The 16,140-nt window shown below is 32.5% G+C and carries 19 protein-coding genes; 16 read left to right on the top strand and 3 right to left on the bottom strand.

Annotated features, from left to right (window positions below):
• Window positions 1-18 precede the first annotated feature (18 nt).
• From BT156_RS14605 to BT156_RS14595, 3 genes are read right to left on the bottom strand one after another with little or no spacing between them, the layout of a single operon-like run.
• Complete coding sequence (locus tag BT156_RS14605) at window positions 19-714, bottom strand: tRNA1(Val) (adenine(37)-N6)-methyltransferase (RefSeq protein WP_072411094.1); 696 nt, start codon at window positions 712-714, stop codon at window positions 19-21.
• Complete coding sequence (locus BT156_RS14600; RefSeq protein WP_072411092.1) at window positions 714-2,168, bottom strand: sensor histidine kinase; 1,455 nt, start codon at window positions 2,166-2,168, stop codon at window positions 714-716. The genes BT156_RS14605 and BT156_RS14600 overlap by 1 nt, the downstream gene beginning before the upstream one ends.
• The gene (locus tag BT156_RS14595) at window positions 2,155-2,754 is read right to left on the bottom strand and encodes a riboflavin synthase (protein WP_072411168.1); all 600 of its coding nucleotides are present in this window, start codon (window positions 2,752-2,754) and stop codon (window positions 2,155-2,157) included. The genes BT156_RS14600 and BT156_RS14595 overlap by 14 nt, the downstream gene beginning before the upstream one ends.
• A 49-nt stretch (window positions 2,755-2,803) precedes the next feature.
• Here BT156_RS14595 and pdxA point away from each other — a divergent pair, with 49 nt between their 5' ends.
• The 16 genes from pdxA (at window position 2,804) to BT156_RS14525 (ending at window position 16,095) form a co-directional block, all read left to right on the top strand.
• The gene (pdxA, locus tag BT156_RS14590; RefSeq protein WP_072411091.1) at window positions 2,804-3,895 is read left to right on the top strand and encodes a 4-hydroxythreonine-4-phosphate dehydrogenase PdxA; all 1,092 of its coding nucleotides are present in this window, start codon (window positions 2,804-2,806) and stop codon (window positions 3,893-3,895) included.
• 84 nt (window positions 3,896-3,979) lie between these two features.
• Window positions 3,980-4,498, top strand: a complete 519-nt coding sequence (locus BT156_RS14585) for a YceD family protein (RefSeq protein ID WP_072411089.1) — start codon at window positions 3,980-3,982, stop codon at window positions 4,496-4,498.
• A 69-nt stretch (window positions 4,499-4,567) separates the two neighbouring features.
• Window positions 4,568-4,771, top strand: a complete 204-nt coding sequence (gene rpmF, locus BT156_RS14580) for a 50S ribosomal protein L32 (protein WP_034678990.1) — start codon at window positions 4,568-4,570, stop codon at window positions 4,769-4,771.
• 128 nt (window positions 4,772-4,899) lie between these two features.
• On the top strand, window positions 4,900-5,385 hold the full coding sequence (accB, locus tag BT156_RS14575) for an acetyl-CoA carboxylase biotin carboxyl carrier protein (protein WP_072411087.1): 486 nt from the start codon (window positions 4,900-4,902) through the stop codon (window positions 5,383-5,385).
• A 99-nt stretch (window positions 5,386-5,484) separates the two neighbouring features.
• Complete coding sequence (gene accC, locus BT156_RS14570; protein WP_072411085.1) at window positions 5,485-6,840, top strand: acetyl-CoA carboxylase biotin carboxylase subunit; 1,356 nt, start codon at window positions 5,485-5,487, stop codon at window positions 6,838-6,840.
• A gap of 110 nt (window positions 6,841-6,950) precedes the next feature.
• Entirely contained in the window at window positions 6,951-7,106 is a 156-nt protein-coding gene (locus tag BT156_RS22150) for a hypothetical protein (RefSeq protein ID WP_170857322.1), read from the top strand.
• 26 nt (window positions 7,107-7,132) lie between these two features.
• Window positions 7,133-7,267, top strand: a complete 135-nt coding sequence (locus BT156_RS22490) for a hypothetical protein (RefSeq protein WP_262484310.1) — start codon at window positions 7,133-7,135, stop codon at window positions 7,265-7,267.
• Window positions 7,268-7,390: 123 nt separating this feature from the next.
• A complete protein-coding gene (gene rocD, locus BT156_RS14565) occupies window positions 7,391-8,638 on the top strand; it encodes an ornithine--oxo-acid transaminase (RefSeq protein ID WP_072411083.1) in 1,248 nt (415 codons plus the stop codon).
• A 2-nt stretch (window positions 8,639-8,640) separates the two neighbouring features.
• On the top strand, window positions 8,641-9,429 hold the full coding sequence (locus BT156_RS14560; protein ID WP_072411081.1) for a glycosyltransferase family 2 protein: 789 nt from the start codon (window positions 8,641-8,643) through the stop codon (window positions 9,427-9,429).
• 95 nt (window positions 9,430-9,524) lie between these two features.
• On the top strand, window positions 9,525-10,190 hold the full coding sequence (locus BT156_RS14555) for a polysaccharide deacetylase family protein (protein WP_072411079.1): 666 nt from the start codon (window positions 9,525-9,527) through the stop codon (window positions 10,188-10,190).
• Between the two features lie 42 nt (window positions 10,191-10,232).
• Entirely contained in the window at window positions 10,233-10,979 is a 747-nt protein-coding gene (locus BT156_RS14550; RefSeq protein WP_072411077.1) for a glycosyltransferase family 2 protein, read from the top strand.
• A gap of 3 nt (window positions 10,980-10,982) precedes the next feature.
• Window positions 10,983-11,969: a WaaS/CpsH family glycosyltransferase gene (locus tag BT156_RS14545; protein WP_072411166.1), complete on the top strand. Its 987-nt coding sequence runs from the start codon at window positions 10,983-10,985 to the stop codon at window positions 11,967-11,969.
• A 3-nt stretch (window positions 11,970-11,972) separates the two neighbouring features.
• Window positions 11,973-13,160, top strand: coding sequence for a glycosyltransferase family 4 protein (locus BT156_RS14540; protein WP_072411075.1), 1,188 nt, complete (start codon window positions 11,973-11,975; stop codon window positions 13,158-13,160).
• A gap of 19 nt (window positions 13,161-13,179) precedes the next feature.
• Complete coding sequence (locus BT156_RS14535; protein WP_072411073.1) at window positions 13,180-14,223, top strand: glycosyltransferase family 2 protein; 1,044 nt, start codon at window positions 13,180-13,182, stop codon at window positions 14,221-14,223.
• Between the two features lie 5 nt (window positions 14,224-14,228).
• The gene (locus BT156_RS14530; RefSeq protein WP_139255487.1) at window positions 14,229-15,209 is read left to right on the top strand and encodes a WaaS/CpsH family glycosyltransferase; all 981 of its coding nucleotides are present in this window, start codon (window positions 14,229-14,231) and stop codon (window positions 15,207-15,209) included.
• A 13-nt stretch (window positions 15,210-15,222) separates the two neighbouring features.
• The gene (locus BT156_RS14525) at window positions 15,223-16,095 is read left to right on the top strand and encodes a glycosyltransferase family 2 protein (protein ID WP_072411069.1); all 873 of its coding nucleotides are present in this window, start codon (window positions 15,223-15,225) and stop codon (window positions 16,093-16,095) included.
• Window positions 16,096-16,140: the final 45 nt, after the last annotated feature.

The following is a 16,140-nucleotide window of genomic DNA, read 5'->3' as shown; positions in this document are numbered from 1 at the left end:
AAATCTAATTTCTAACTTCTATCCCTTAAAAACATGAAACTCTTTCGTGAGTTCAAGATATTGGTCCGAGTATTGTCTCGGACTTTTTTCTATAATAAATTCAGACTCTTCAAATGGATTTTCAGTTAAAGAAAACTCAAGAATCAATCTTTTTATTTTTGAATTTTCGATTCCTTTAATATTAACTCTTCGGGTTAAAAACAATTGATTTTCTTTAGCAATTTCAATGAAGTCACTTCCAACTTCGGCAGGGATAATTACAGAAAAAATTCCTTTTTCGGAAAGCAATTGTGATGATTTTGAAATTAATTGCTGAAAGTTCAATTCAACCGTTTGTCTGGCAATTTTATCTTTTCCAGAACCGGATTCTTCAAAATAAGGAGGATTAGAAACAATAAAATCAAATTTTTCTTCTGTTTCAAAATTTTTAAAATCCTGAAGAATATTTTTTAACCTTGAATTAAATATCGAATTCTCAAAATTAGTTTTCGTCAGATTTACAGCCTCTTCATTAATATCAAGCCCTAAAAAATCAGTTTCAGGATTTCTCTGAGCTAACATTAATGAAATTAGGCCCGTTCCTGTTCCTATTTCTAGGACTTTAGGCCTGTTATCAACATTCGCTAAAGCGCCTAACAAAACACCGTCTGTTCCTACACGAAAGACATTTTTAGACTGATAAATTTCGAATTGTTTAAATGTAAAAGGCTTCACTATAAATTGGTTGGCAATGTAATGGTAAATGTTGATCCTTTTCCGACTTCAGATTTCACGGAGATTTCTCCTTTGTAATCTTCCACCATTTTTCTGACCATAGATAAGCCAAGTCCCATTCCGCTGTTTTTTGAAGTGAAATTAGGCTCAAAAATCCTTTCATATATGTTTTCAGGAATCCCAACACCATTATCCTGAATGGAAACCATCACCCTCCTCTGATGCTGTTCTACATCCACATTAATGATCAATTTTCTTTCATCACTTTCGGCTTGTTTCGCATTGGTAACAAGATTTGTAATGATTCTGGACAGATAAATCCTATCCATATTGATCATAATATTGCTTTTATTGGAATGTATAAAAATACTGTCATCATTGAAAACGCGCAGAATATCTTCAACCTCGCTATTCAGATTGATTACTTCATTATTTTTTTCAGGAAGCTTCGCAAACTCCGAAAAAGCAGACGCAACTGTGGCAATCAAGTCGATCTGATCAACCATCGTTTTACTCATTTGCTTTACTCTTTCCCTAATATTCGGATCTTCGGGATCGAATTTTCTTTCAAAATTCTGGATGGTCAATTTCATTGGGGTCAAAGGGTTTTTCACCTCATGAGCAACTTGTTTCGCCATTTCCCGCCAAGCTTCTTCTGATGCTTTAAAACGCAATCTTTCTTTTTGATCCTGAATCTGGAGGATCATCCTGTTATAAGCTCTTGCAAGAGCATTTAGTTCATCATTTTTATAATATCTGATAGGATGCATTTCATTTTCAAACAATGTAATACGCGTGATCATATCAGAAAACTTTGTAATAGTCTTTGCTAAATTATTAGATGTAATCCAACTCAGCCAAATACTGAATAAAATAAGAAAAATATCAACCAATAAAATATACTTAACATATTGGTGAAGAACATCAAGATACGCCGATTCATTATGATACAAAGGAATATACACAATACCTACAGGATCCAGAACATTATTTTTCAGCACCAAATAGGACGAAGTAAAAACTGCATCTTTAGCCTGGTCATATCCTCTGATATCGACCCTGGCGTCGGTAGCCAAAATCTTATTGACAATATTTAAAGGAATCGTTTTCTGCTCAACCAAACTTTCATCTTTATTAGAAAGAAGATAGTTGCCTTTTAAATCATAAATAACAATATCGTGTTGATTGATATCCGCAATTTCTAGAATTTTATTGCTTAAAACTTCGGGAAGATCTTTTGTTTTCACAAGCGATCTACTCACAGCATAATCCAAATATCCCATAACAGCATTAGTCTTATCCTGCATATCTATCCTACTCTGTTTCAGAGAATTACTTCTTAAAACAAAATAAGGAACCAGCGAAGAAGCTGCAACACTTAAAAGACATACGAGCAAGAAACCGAAAAAGACCCGATTTCTTAAACTATATCCTTTGTATTTATTTATTGCCATTCTGTTTATTAATTAACCTAGCAATATACTTACCAATTATGTCGAATTCCAGATTAACTTTATCCCCGATTTTAAGATGCTGCATATTGGTAAACTCCCATGTATATGGAATAATTGCTACAGAGAACTGAGAATCTTCACTTTTTGCAACGGTTAAACTTATTCCGTTTACTGTAATAGAACCTTGAGGAACGGTTACAAAATTTCCGTTGGATTCATATTTAACCGTAATAAAATAACTTCCGTCTTTATTCTCAATTCCTACAACCTCTCCGGTGTGGTCAACGTGCCCCTGAACGATGTGTCCGTCTAATCTTCCGTCCATTTTCATGCACCGTTCTAGATTTACAACCGTTCCAACATCCCATTTTCCAAGGTTGGTCTTTTCTAAGGTTTCATTGATCGCTGTAACGACATATTGGTTATCTTTAATCTCAACAACTGTTAAGCAACAACCGTTATGTGCAAGACTTTGATCTATTTTTAATTCATTGGTAAAAGGGCATGTTAAAGTAAAATCAATGTTACTTCCTTTTTCTTCAATCTTTTCAATAACTCCAACTGCTTCAATAATTCCTGTGAACATATTATTTTTTGCTAAATTTGTAAAATTATAATCTTCAAAGATAATCAAAATGAGCCCAAAAAACCATAAAGTACGAGTAGGAATTTCAATCGGGGATTTCAACGGCATAGGACCCGAAATCATCATGAAGTCTCTGAAAGACAAAACAATCACCGATTTTTTTACTCCGGTAATTTTTGGTTCAGGGAAATTATTTACCTATCAGAAAAATATTTTTAAGCTTAATTTAAACTTTAATTACATCAACGAAACTTCACAGGCACAGGCAGGAAAGATCAATATGCTGAATCTTGTGAAAGACAATTCGAATGTAGAATTAGGAAAACCGACCGAAGAATCAACCAAATTGGCGATAGATTCTCTGGAAGCAGCAACCGAAGCTTTGATGAAAGGAGAAATAGATGTTCTTGTGACAGCTCCCATCAACAAAGACGAAATGATGAAGATGGGCTTTAAACATGCCGGTCATACAGGATATTTTGAAGAAAAATTTAACAAAAAAGGATTGATGTTCTTAGTAACAGATGATTTAAAAGTTGCCGTTTCTACCCACCACATCCCATTGGCAAAAGTAGCTGAAAATATTTCTAAAGAGAAAATTAAAAAACAGATCCGAGCTTTAAATCAAACTTTAATTGAAGATTTTAATATTTCCAGACCGAAAATTGCTGTTTTAGGATTAAATCCACATTCAGGAGATGGTGGCGTTATCGGAAATGAAGAAATTGAAATTATTTCCCCGGCGATCAAAGAACTTTCTGACAACGGAATTCTGGCCTTTGGTCCTTTTCCTGCAGACAGTTTTTTCCAACCGAGCAAATACAAAAGTTTTGATGCAGTTTTAGCAATGTATCACGATCAGGGCTTGGCTCCTTTTAAAACATTAGCTTATGAAGAAGGCGTAAATTATACTGCTGCACTTCCCTTTATCAGAACATCTCCAGACCATGGAGTTGCGTACGACATCGCAGGACAAAACATTGCAGATGAGCAAAGTTTTACAGAAGCTATCTTTACTGCAATTAAAATTTTCAAGAATAGAAGCGAATATAACGAATTGATGAGCAACCGTATGCAGCCAAGAAAAATGGTTACCGACAACGGAATTGACGAAGATCTACCAGACGAAACTGAAGCATAAATCATTAAAACCAACTTTAAATTAATTTGTTGGAGATTTTATTTGTAATTATAAAAAAAATGCATATTTTTGCACACTCATTTTATGGACAAGTTAAGAAACTATGACGTGAGCTTTTCCGGACTGAAAACCGGGAAGCATCAGTTCAAATTTGAGATAGACAAAACGTTCTTTCAATTATTTGACACTGAGCAGGAATTTACAAATCCTAAGATCACAGTAGATGTTTTTCTTGAGAAACACACTACTTTTTTAGAATTTGAGATTGAAACATATGGGAATGTAGAGCTGGTTTGCGATATTACAAACGAAGATTTTGAACATCCTATTGAAAACGACATTAAGGTTTTGGTGAAGTTTGGAGAAGAATACGATGACAGCGAAGAAGATGTTATCACGATCCCAACCAGCGACCACGCTTTCAATGTAGCACAGTTGATTTACGAAAATGTAGCCCTTTCAATACCAATGAAAAAGGTTTCACCTAACGTAAGCGATGAAGATCTGGAAATTCTTGAAAAATTCAGCCCAAAAGAAGTTGAAGAAGAACCGGAAAGTGATCCCAGATGGGAAGCACTTAAGAAATTAAAAGATAAAAATTAAAATAATTTAAATATGATGAGAGGATGAAAAGAATCTCATCGCTCATCAAATTAAAAAAGTTATTACAAGATGGCACATCCAAAGAGAAGACAATCGTCCACAAGAAGAGATAAGAGAAGAACTCACTACAAAGCTGTAGTTCCTCAATTAGCTAAAGATGCAACAACAGGAGAAATGCACCTTTACCACAGAGCTCACTGGCATGAAGGGAAACTTTACTACAGAGGTAAAGTAGTATTGGAAAAAGAAGTAGCAACTACTGAAGAAAACTAAGAAGTCGTTTTTCACTGAAAAACACTCGTTTTTATACAAAAACCGCCCAATTTTTATAAAATTTGGCGGTTTTTTGTTGTTTTTTACGTTTTTTTGGTATCTTTGACCCAAAATCAAATATCAAATTTATGGACATTAAAGACATACAAAATCTTATTAAGTTTGTATCTAAGGCTGAAGTTTCTGAAGTGAAGTACAAAACTAAAGATTTCGAAATCACTATTAAAACTCCATTAGCTGGAAGCGAAGTTGCTTATGCTCAACCTGCAGTTTACCACACTGCACCACAACAAATGGCTGCTCCGGCACAAGCTCCGGCTGCTGCATCTGCTGCACCTGTTGAAAAAACTGAAGCTGCATCTGATGACAGCAAATACATTACAATCAAATCTCCAATGATCGGAACTTTCTACAGAAAACCATCTCCGGATAAAGATGTTTTCGTAAACGTTGGTGATGAAGTTTCTGTTGGTAAAGTTGTTTGTGTAATTGAAGCAATGAAATTATTCAACCAGATTGATTCTGAGGTAAGCGGTAAAATCGTTAAGATTTTAGTTGACGATGCTACTCCGGTAGAATACGACCAACCTTTATTCTTAGTAGACCCATCTTAATTAGAAATTAGATGTTAGACATTAGATGTTAGACTAAAATTCTACATTCAAATAACATTAATCTAATTTTCAAATTATCTAATTTTCAAATTTAAGAAGATGTTCAAAAAAATATTAATTGCCAATCGTGGCGAAATTGCAATGCGTATCTTACGTACTTGTAAAGAAATGGGAATCAAAACTGTGGCGGTATACTCTACTGCCGACAAAGACAGTCTTCACGTAAGATTTGCTGACGAGGCTGTTTGTATTGGTCCTGCAATGAGTAAAGACTCATACCTTAAAATTTCTAACATTATTGCTGCTGCAGAAATTACAAATGCAGACGCCATTCACCCAGGTTACGGTTTCTTATCTGAGAATGCTAATTTCTCAAGAATCTGCCAGAAAAACGGCATCAAATTCATTGGTGCTTCTCCTGAGCAAATTGAGAGAATGGGAGATAAAGCCAACGCTAAAGCAACCATGAAAGCAGCAGGTGTACCTTGTGTACCTGGTTCTGAAGGATTAATTGAATCTTATGAACACGCTGTAAAAACTGCTGAAGAAACAGGCTACCCTGTAATGATCAAAGCAACTGCCGGTGGTGGTGGAAAAGGAATGAGAGCTGTCTGGAAAGCTGAAGACCTTAAAGAACACTGGGAATCTGCAATTCAGGAAGCTGTGGCTGCATTCGGAAACGGAGGTATGTACATGGAAAAACTGATTGAAGAGCCTAGACATATCGAAATTCAGGTTGCGGGTGACCAATTTGGTAAAGCTTGCCACCTTTCTGAAAGAGATTGTTCAGTTCAAAGAAGAAATCAGAAATTAACGGAAGAAACTCCTTCTCCGTTCATGACTGACGAACTTCGTGAGAAAATGGGTGACGCAGCTGTAAAAGCAGCAGAATTCATCGCGTATGAAGGTGTTGGAACGATCGAATTCCTTGTTGACAAACACAGAAATTTCTATTTCATGGAAATGAATACGAGAATTCAGGTGGAACACCCGATTACTGAGCAGGTTATTGATTATGACCTGATCAGAGAGCAAATTCTTTTGGCTGCGGGAACTCCAATATCCGGAATCAATTATTATCCGAAATTGCATTCAATTGAATGTAGAATCAACGCGGAAGATCCTTATGCAGATTTCAGACCATCTCCGGGGAAAATCACGGGATTAAACATTCCTGGCGGACACGGAATCAGAGTTGATACTCACGTTTATTCTGGATATACAATTCCTTCTAATTATGACTCAATGATTGCAAAATTAATCACGACGGCTCAAACTCGTGAGGAAGCGATTGCAAAAATGAGACGTGCTTTGGAAGAATTCTATATTGAAGGCGTAAAAACTACAATTCCTTTCCACAGACAGTTGATGAATGATGAGGATTATCTTTCAGGAAACTATACTACAAAGTTCATGGAGAGCTTTGTAATGGATAGAAAATACGATAATCACTAAGATTATTTTTAAATAAAAACTTTAAAACTGTCTCATTTTGAGGCAGTTTTTTTATTTCTAAAATCACTCATTTGTGGTATTGCGAGTTATTTTTAATTCAATTAATCTTAATGAAAGATTATTTCAACTTAATTTTAAATCAAACTGCAGAAAATAATATAAAACGGTTTTTAGTACTGATCGTATTCTTCGGACTCTGGAGTTTGTTTCAGGCTCAGGAAAAAACGATCATCAAAATACTTAGCCGAAAGCTTAAAAAGAAGTGAAAAAATCAATTGAAAAATCCAAAAGAATGCATGCTTATGCAAAATGTGAATACAGTGAATATCCTGAAATAGGTAGAGATCATATTTTAGAAGAAATCATCAAATCGAAAGAAATTCTACCAACCTGTATTTTTTACGTACATCACCATCTTTATCAATAGTTTTCAGGTATAAAATTCATTTAAATTTCATTAAAAAAACATTCTATTTATTTACTATTACTCATTCAAATCACATTCACAACTTTAAAATAAATCACTAACTTTGTACAAAAGCAAAAATATATGTCAACAGTAGAAACAGCAAAAAACTCACAATATTTTATTGACCTTGAAGACAAACATGGTGCCCACAACTATCACCCTCTTCCGGTGGTTTTAGACCGCGGAGAAGGCGTTTTCGTTTGGGATGTGGAAGGCAAGAAATATTATGATTTCCTTTCTGCTTATTCTGCTGTAAATCAAGGACATTCTCACCCTAAAATTGTTGAAGCTTTAGTAAATCAGGCTAAGAAATTAGCTTTAACGTCAAGAGCTTTTTACAATTCTAACTTAGGGGAATACGAAAAGAAAATTACGACCCTTTTCGGTTTTGATAAAGTTTTACCCATGAATTCCGGAGCAGAAGCTGTGGAGACTGCCGTAAAATTAGCCAGAAAATGGAGTTATGAAGTAAAAGGAATCTCAGAAAACGCTGCAAAGATCATTGTTTGTGAGAATAATTTTCATGGAAGAACGACAACGATCGTTTCTTTTTCAAATGATCCTGACGCGAATCAGAATTATGGCCCTTTTACTCCCGGATTTATTAAAATTCCGTACAACGATATTAAAGCTTTAGAGGAAATTTTAACTCAGGATGCTCAAAATATTGCTGCATTCTTGGTTGAACCAATTCAAGGTGAAGCCGGAGTTTACGTTCCGGACGAAAACTTCCTGAAAGATGCTTCTGAATTATGTAAAAAATACAATGTCCTTTTCATTGCCGATGAAGTACAGACAGGTATCGCAAGAACGGGTAGATTAATCGCCTGTCACCATGAAGATGTACAGCCTGATATTTTAATTTTGGGAAAAGCACTTTCCGGCGGAATGTATCCTGTGTCTGCTGTATTGGCAAATAACGAGATCATGAATGTTATCAAGCCCGGACAACACGGTTCAACATTCGGAGGAAACCCGATTGCATGTGCGGTTGCAGTGGCAGCTTTAGATGTTGTTGCTGATGAAAAGCTATCTGAAAGAGCAGAAGAACTAGGTCAATTATTCAGAAATGAAATTGAAAAACTGATTGAAAAATCTGATTTGATTACGAAAGTAAGAGGAAAAGGTTTATTAAATGCTATTTTGATTAATGATACTCCGGACAGCTCCACTGCATGGAATCTTTGTTTACAGTTAAAAGAAAACGGATTACTTGCAAAACCTACCCACGGGAATATCATCAGATTGGCTCCACCATTGGTAATTACAGAAGAACAATTACTTGATTGTGTGAGAATTATTGAGAAAACGATATTAGAATTTAAATAAAAATGTCACTTTCTCTCGCAGTCATTACTTACAATGAAGAAGATAATATTGTAAGACTTTTAGACTCAATTATAGACACAGTAGATGAAATTATAGTTGTTGATAGTTTTTCAACAGACAAGACCAAAGAAATTTGTACTCAAAAATATCCCCAAGTAAAATTCTTTGAGAAAAAGTTTAACGGGTATGGCGAACAAAAAAACCATGCCCTTAGTCTATGCTCTAACGAATGGATTTTGTTTCTGGACGCAGATGAAGTGCCAGATGAGGATTTAAAAAATTCAATCAAAAAAATCACAGTTTCAGAAAATTATAAATGTAGTATTTACAAAGCAAAATTTAATAATCACCTTGGGATTCATTTAATAAAATTCGGAGGCTGGGGCGATGTTTGCAGAGAAAGACTATTCAGAAAAAACTGCGCAAAATACTCTGATGATAAAGTTCATGAGTTCCTAATTTATGATAAAAAAACAGAGACTTTAGACGGAAAAATTAATCATTACACTTACAAAAGCATTCATCATCACGTCACAAAAGTCAACAGATACTCTGATATGATGGCGGAGAAGATGTTTGAAAAAGGTAAAAAGATCAATCGTTTTAAAATTATTGTAAGTCCTATTTTTGAATTTGTTAAAGTTTTTATTTTTAAGCTTGGCTTTTTGGATGGCTTTGCAGGATTTTATATTGCTAAAACCATGTCTTATTATACATTTTTGAAATATATAAAGCTGAAAGAGAAAATTAGATTAGTAGAACTTGAAAAAAAGAATATTAAAGCAACATGATCGTATATTTGTTCCTATTTTCATTAATAATTTTCATAATTATCTATTTTCAACTTTATTTGTTTATTTTTCCGAAAAACAGATTGACAATTCTTATGTACCATCAGATAGAAAAAGAAACTGATGATGACCTTACGGTAGATCTGGAAAACCTTGAAAAACAATTTAAATATTTAAAGGAAAAAAATTATACTTCCAAGTTTTTTACCGAAATAAATCTTCCTGCAAAAAAAAGTATAATTCTTACCTTTGATGATGGTTATAAAAATAATTTTGATTATTTACCTTTTTTATTGGAAAAATATGATTTAAAAGCAACAATATTTATTTCAACAAAATTTATTCAGGAAGGTTATCAAAATCATGAAATGATGACTTTTGAAAATATTCGAAATTTAAATAAGAAATATTTTGAAATAGCACTTCATACTCATGTTCATGAAAACTTTAGAAATATTCCCGCAGATTTAATTGAAAAAGATTTAAAAAAAAATATGCAGATCCTTAATGATCAAGACATAAAGTATTCACCTGTTTTAGCTTATCCTTATGGAAAATATCCTAAAGAAAATCCTGAAAAAATAAAACTCTTTTCAATTTTAAAAAATTTAGGAATTGATTATGCACTAAGAATAGGCAATAAAGTGAATTATTTTCCTACAAACAACCCTTACGAGCTTTGTAGAATAGATATAAAAGGCAAAGAATCGTTAATAAAATTCAAATTAAAACTTATCTTTGGTAGATTAAAACTGTTTTAGAAGTATATTAAATTTATATTTCTTTTTCAAAAATAGATCATAATGAATATAAGTGGCTTAATCATAACGTATAACGAAGAGAAAAACATTCGGGAAGTACTCGAATGTTTTGATTTTTGTGACGAGATTGTAATCGTTGATTCATTTAGTACAGATAAAACATTGGAGATTGCGAGAACATTTCCAAATGTGAAAATTATTCAAAATACTTTTGAGGACTTTACAAAGCAAAGAAATTTAGCTTTAGACAATGCTAAAAACGATTGGGCACTATTTTTGGATGGTGATGAGAGGATTACACCTCTTCTTAGAAGCGAGATCATCGAAAAGTTAAACAGACCCTATAAAAAAGATGCCTACTATTTTTACAGAAAATTCTTTTTCGCAGGAAAACCTATCAACTATTCAGGAACTCAGACAGATAAGAATTTCAGACTTTTCAGAAGGTCTAGGGCGAGGTATGTTGCAGGGAAAAAAGTTCATGAAACTTTAGAAGTTAACGGTACAATCGGAGAATTTAGAAATAAACTGCTACATTATTCCGTTTCAGATTATGAGTCGTATAAACAAAAGATGATTCATTACGGAGTTTTAAAAGGACAGGAATTAGCCATACAGGGCAAGAAATATAGTATTTTGGCTCAGTACGCTAAAACGGCATTTAAGTTTTTTAAGGCTTATATTATAAGGCTTGGAATTTTGGACGGGAAAGAAGGCTATCAGCTTTCCTACCTGCAGTCATTAAGTGTTTTTGAAACTTATGAATCATTAAAAAAAGAGCAAAATTAGTTGATGAAGATTTGTATAATTAGTTATGATTTCTGGGGATATGATCAATATATTGTTGAGACATTAAGCGCAAAAGGCATTAATGCTCATCATATTAAGATCGCTTCAATTACTCACTCTAACTTTGGAGAAAGGGCTACAAATGCCCTAAGCAAAACTCTTTTCAACAGAAACCTAAAGAAAGAAAAAAGACAGCAGTTTGTCCTGGATTCATTGGATGAACAAGGTCATTATGATCAGATTCTAGTTTTAAATCCTGATACATTCAGCCTATCTACTTTAGAAAAAATAAAAGACCATACCGACAGGCTCATTACGTATCTTTATGACAGTCTCGACAGAGTACCTGTGAATGAAAATAAATTAAAACTTTTTGATAAAATATTCTCATTCGATATCGCTGATATTGATAAATTTGGATTTGAAAAACTAACAAATTACATTTATCTTCCTCACTTTTCAAATGATACAAAAAAACCTGAAATGGATCTTTTTTATATCACTTCATATGATAACAAAAGGGTTTCGTTTATAAAAACACTTGCAAAAAGATTAACAGATCTTAATCTGAAATTTCAGATCATGATCATAGGAAAAAAAGGTTGGAAACATCAAATCAAAAATCTGTTTACCACTGTTCCTGAAAATTTATCTATCATCTTCAGCATCAAAAAAATATCTCATCAAAAGCTGCCGGAATATTATCAAAATTCAAAGGCTTTATTGGATCTGACCCGCGAAAACCAATGCGGACTGAGTTTCAGAGTATTTGAGGCTATAGCTTTAGATAAAAAAATTATTACAGATAATGAAGCCATCAAAAATTACGATTTTTATAATCCTAATAATATATTGGTTTTAAATGAAACCTGCAGTAATCTTGACAAAGACTTCTTTAATAGGCCTTACGAAAAAATTCCAGAGGATATTTATTATCAATATACGCTTGATTACTGGACAGACAGAGTTTTTGAATTAAATAAAAACTAACAAATGGGAATCCTAAAGAAAATAAAAAAATATTTCAGAAGAAAAGAAAAACTCAAAGCTCTAAACACCAATGATATTGTCAACATAGAATTATTTGATTCATCAAAAAAAACAATATTATTTGCTTCAAGGGACTTCCCGACTCATGATAAAGATTCCGGATCAAACAGGTTGAAGGAAATCATTTTGATCTACAAACAATTAGGTTACAACTGCATTCTATTCGCTCCCAATATGTTTGAGGACGATTCTTATGTGAAATTCTACAAACAACATCAGATAATAGTATTTGTAGAAAATATGAAATATAATAGTATCTACAATTTTATTTCTGCTTTTAAAAATATTGATTATGTTTGGTTTAATGGTCCGCTTGCATTAAATTTATTTTATAAGAAAATGAAAAATATTCTACCCAATACAAAATTTATGTATGATATGGTAGATATTCATTTTTTAAGATATAAAAGAGCAATCGAGATAGAGCCTACACGCATCTCTTTAAAGAAAAACTACAAACATTTCTTCCATCTTGAAACTGTAATTGCTCCACAATTAGATTATATTATTGCAATTTCAGACAAAGAGAAAGAGATAATGAGTGAATATGTGGATAAAAATAAAATCATCACGATTTCAAATATTCACTACCCGAAAATTGATATTTCCGAAAGAAAATCTTTCAACGAAAGTAAAGGAATTGTTTTCATCGGTTCGATTCACGAGCCGAATATTGACGCAGTAAGATTTTTATACGAGAAAATAATGCCTCTTGTCTGGAAAGAAAATCCGGCTTTAGAAGTAAGTGTAATTGGAAATGTTGCAGATAAATTAGATATCAAACAGTTTCCGAAATTTAAATTCTTAGGCTTTGTTGAAAGTATTGAAGAGTATTTTATGACTTCAAAAATAATGGTTGCTCCATTAAGATTTGGAGCAGGAGTTAAAGGAAAAATCGGACAGGCTTTTGAGTATTTCTTTCCAGTAGTAACGACTGATATTGGTGCGGAAGGCATGCAACTGATCAATGAAAAAAATGTATTGATCGCAAATAATGAAAAAATGTTTGCAGAAGCTATTCTTCGACTAAACTGCGATGAAGAATTATGGAATACGTTAAGAAATAATTCAATAGACAGCCTGAAACCATTTTCTTTGGAAGCAGTAAGCGCAACATTAAAAGAAATTTAATCCCTTTAGATTTTCACCCATGAATAATTCCAACTTTCTGGTCAGTATTATTGTTCCCTGTTATAATGCGTCTTATTATGTAAAAGAGGTGCTTAACAGCATCCGGAATCAAACTTATTCTAATATTGAATGTATCATCATCAATGATGGCAGCACAGACAATACGTTAGATATTATCAATAAGTTTACAGATTTGAGATTTCACGTATATAGTCAGGAAAATAAGGGTCTTTCTGACACAAGAAATTTCGGTTTGGAAAAAGCTGCCGGAGATTTCATATTTTTCTGTGACAGTGATGATATTCTTCCTCCAAAAGCTATTGAGTCTTTATTATCAAAATACACAGGAAAAGAAGACATTATTGTTGGAAAAACTGCTAATTATTCTTGGGAAGAGAAAAAAACAATCTCATATTTGCCTCATCCAAAAGAGCCGCAAATTTTAACAAATAATAATTCTGAAGTTCTATTAAAAAATATATCAGAAGGATTGAGTCCAATTGCTCAGAACAAATTATACAACGCTAAGTTTTTAAAAGAAAACTATTTAAAATTTTTAAGCGGAATTTACCATGAAGATGAACTGTGGTTTTTCGAGACAATGTTTAAAGCAAAAAACGTAATCTTCACGCCAGAAATTTCCTATCATTATACTGTTGATAATGCGCAATCTATTACCAAAAAAAACAGTGATAAAAATCTTTTAGGATATTTAAGTGTTATTAAAACCATTTACGATAATTATTATTTAAAATACCCGAATCAGAGTATTATCGCCTATTACATTTCTTATCTAAAGAAAATTATAATCGGAAATTACAAACATCATTCAAATTATTCAAACGAAGCGCTTCAACAAATGGAAGAAACCTTCAAAGAAGTAAATCCTAAGTTTAGCGATCAAATTGAATTAAAAAACATAGAAAAAAAGTATTTTCAGTATATTAATGCTGTAAGTTTAAAAGATGTTGATTCAATAAAAAAAGAGTATTTTAATAATCCCGTTAACAGTTTAAGAAAACAGTATAAAATACTGTTTTTCAGCATATTTAATTCAAAATAAAAAAAGTGAAAAAGGAAAGGTTTCTTTTGGTGATGCCCGATTATTCTGATTTTCCCAAACTATTTTTAGATAATTTGGAAAAAAAAGGATTTGACACGTATTTAATTACGGACAAACTTCCAAAATTTAGATATAAAGGAGACCAAAGCATCAGAAATTTTTTCGTTAAAAATATTCTTAGAAATAAAGAATACAAGCAAAATCTCATCAACCAGCACAATCTTTCAGAACTTAATAAAAGTCTTTCAGAAATCGATGGTAAACTAGATTACATTTTGGTTATTCGACCAGATAATTTCCCGATTTCTTTTGTGAAAAATTTAAAGGAAAAAACAAAAAAACTCATTGCCTATCAATGGGACGGAATTGAAAAGTTCCCGGAAGTGAAAAACTATTTCAATCTTTTCGACACCTTTTTCTGCTTCGAAAAAGTTGAGTCAGAATACAATATCAAATCTATTACTAATTTTTATTTCGATCATTTACCACCTTCTCAAAAAGTCTACAATCCAGAAAAACCTCTATTGTATTTTGTCGGTTTATATTGGAAAAGCCGTGAAGAAAAGATTCATAAATTTATCGATCAGGTATCTCGTTTTCCCGTAGAACTGTCAATTTTCATTCAATATTTCAAAGAACCTGAACAGAAAAATAACAAGATAAAATACATTCAAAACAGAATAACTTTTGAAGAAAATCTTGAATTTGTAAAAAATTCCGACATCCTTTTAGATTTTGTTGATCCTTTGCACAATGGCCTTTCTATCCGTTTCTTCGAAGGAATATATTACAAGAAAAAAGTAATAACCGATAATATTATGGTGAAAAATTATGACTTTTACCATCCTGATAATATATTTGTCGTAGAAAATGATAATTATAAAAATATTGAGCAATTTTTAAAGGCTCCTTATCACGAACTTTCTGAAGATATTGTAAAAAAATACGGTTTCAGCAGCTGGATAAAACAAATAACAACAGGCTAAACTCTTCTAAACCATGAATGAATCAATAAAAATATCGGTAATCGTTCCTTGCTATAATCAAGCTGTTTTTATGGATGATTGTATTAATTCTTTAATTGATCAAACCTATCAAAATTGGGAGTGCATTCTTATAAATGATGGCAGTACAGACAATACTGAAGAAAAATCATTAGAATGGCAGAAAAAAGACAGCAGAATAAAATATATTAAAAAGCCAAACGGCGGACTAAGCTCTGCCAGAAATAAAGGCATTGAAAATATAACCGGCGATTTTGTTCAGTTTTTGGATTGTGATGATTTTTTATACAAAGACAAGTTCGAAAAATCTGTACAAAAAATAAATAGACCAAATAATACTGTTGTCATCACCGATTTCAAAAGATTTGATGACGCCACAAAAACAGATCTCCCTCCACATTGCATATTGGACGGAAAATATTTTTCTCAAAGAGAAATATTGCTAAAATGGGATAATACTTTTTCTATTCCTATCCATTGTGCGATATTTTCTAAAGATATTGTTGAAAAATATAAGTTTGATGAAGAGCTTCGAGCAAAAGAAGACTGGACTTTCTGGTTGCAGACATACGCAGACAATCCTGAAACGCATTATATCAACGAACCTCTTTTAGCTTACAGAATGAGCTCGGCGGGCATGACGAATAACGAGTTTTTCATGTATGAAAACAAGACAAAGGCAATAATAAAATTCGAGCAAATTATTTCGGATAAAGATCTATTAAGAGAATTTTTTAAACAAAACCTTTTAGCCACCATGTACGAAAACTTTCAACTCATGGAAAGAATAAAATTACTTGGTTATAAAAGAACAATGAAATATAAAATCAACAAAGTACTGAAAGTATTACATCTTAAGAAAAAATAAAAAGTTTGTTAATCTCTATTCATATGTATTCCTTATTTAATTCTT

Origin of the sequence: Chryseobacterium limigenitum, assembly GCF_900114875.1 — a bacterium.
GTDB classification, from domain to species: Bacteria; Bacteroidota; Bacteroidia; order Flavobacteriales; family Weeksellaceae; genus Chryseobacterium; species Chryseobacterium limigenitum.
Note: the sequence above shows the minus strand (reverse complement) of the source record. Positions and strands in the feature narration are given on the sequence as shown.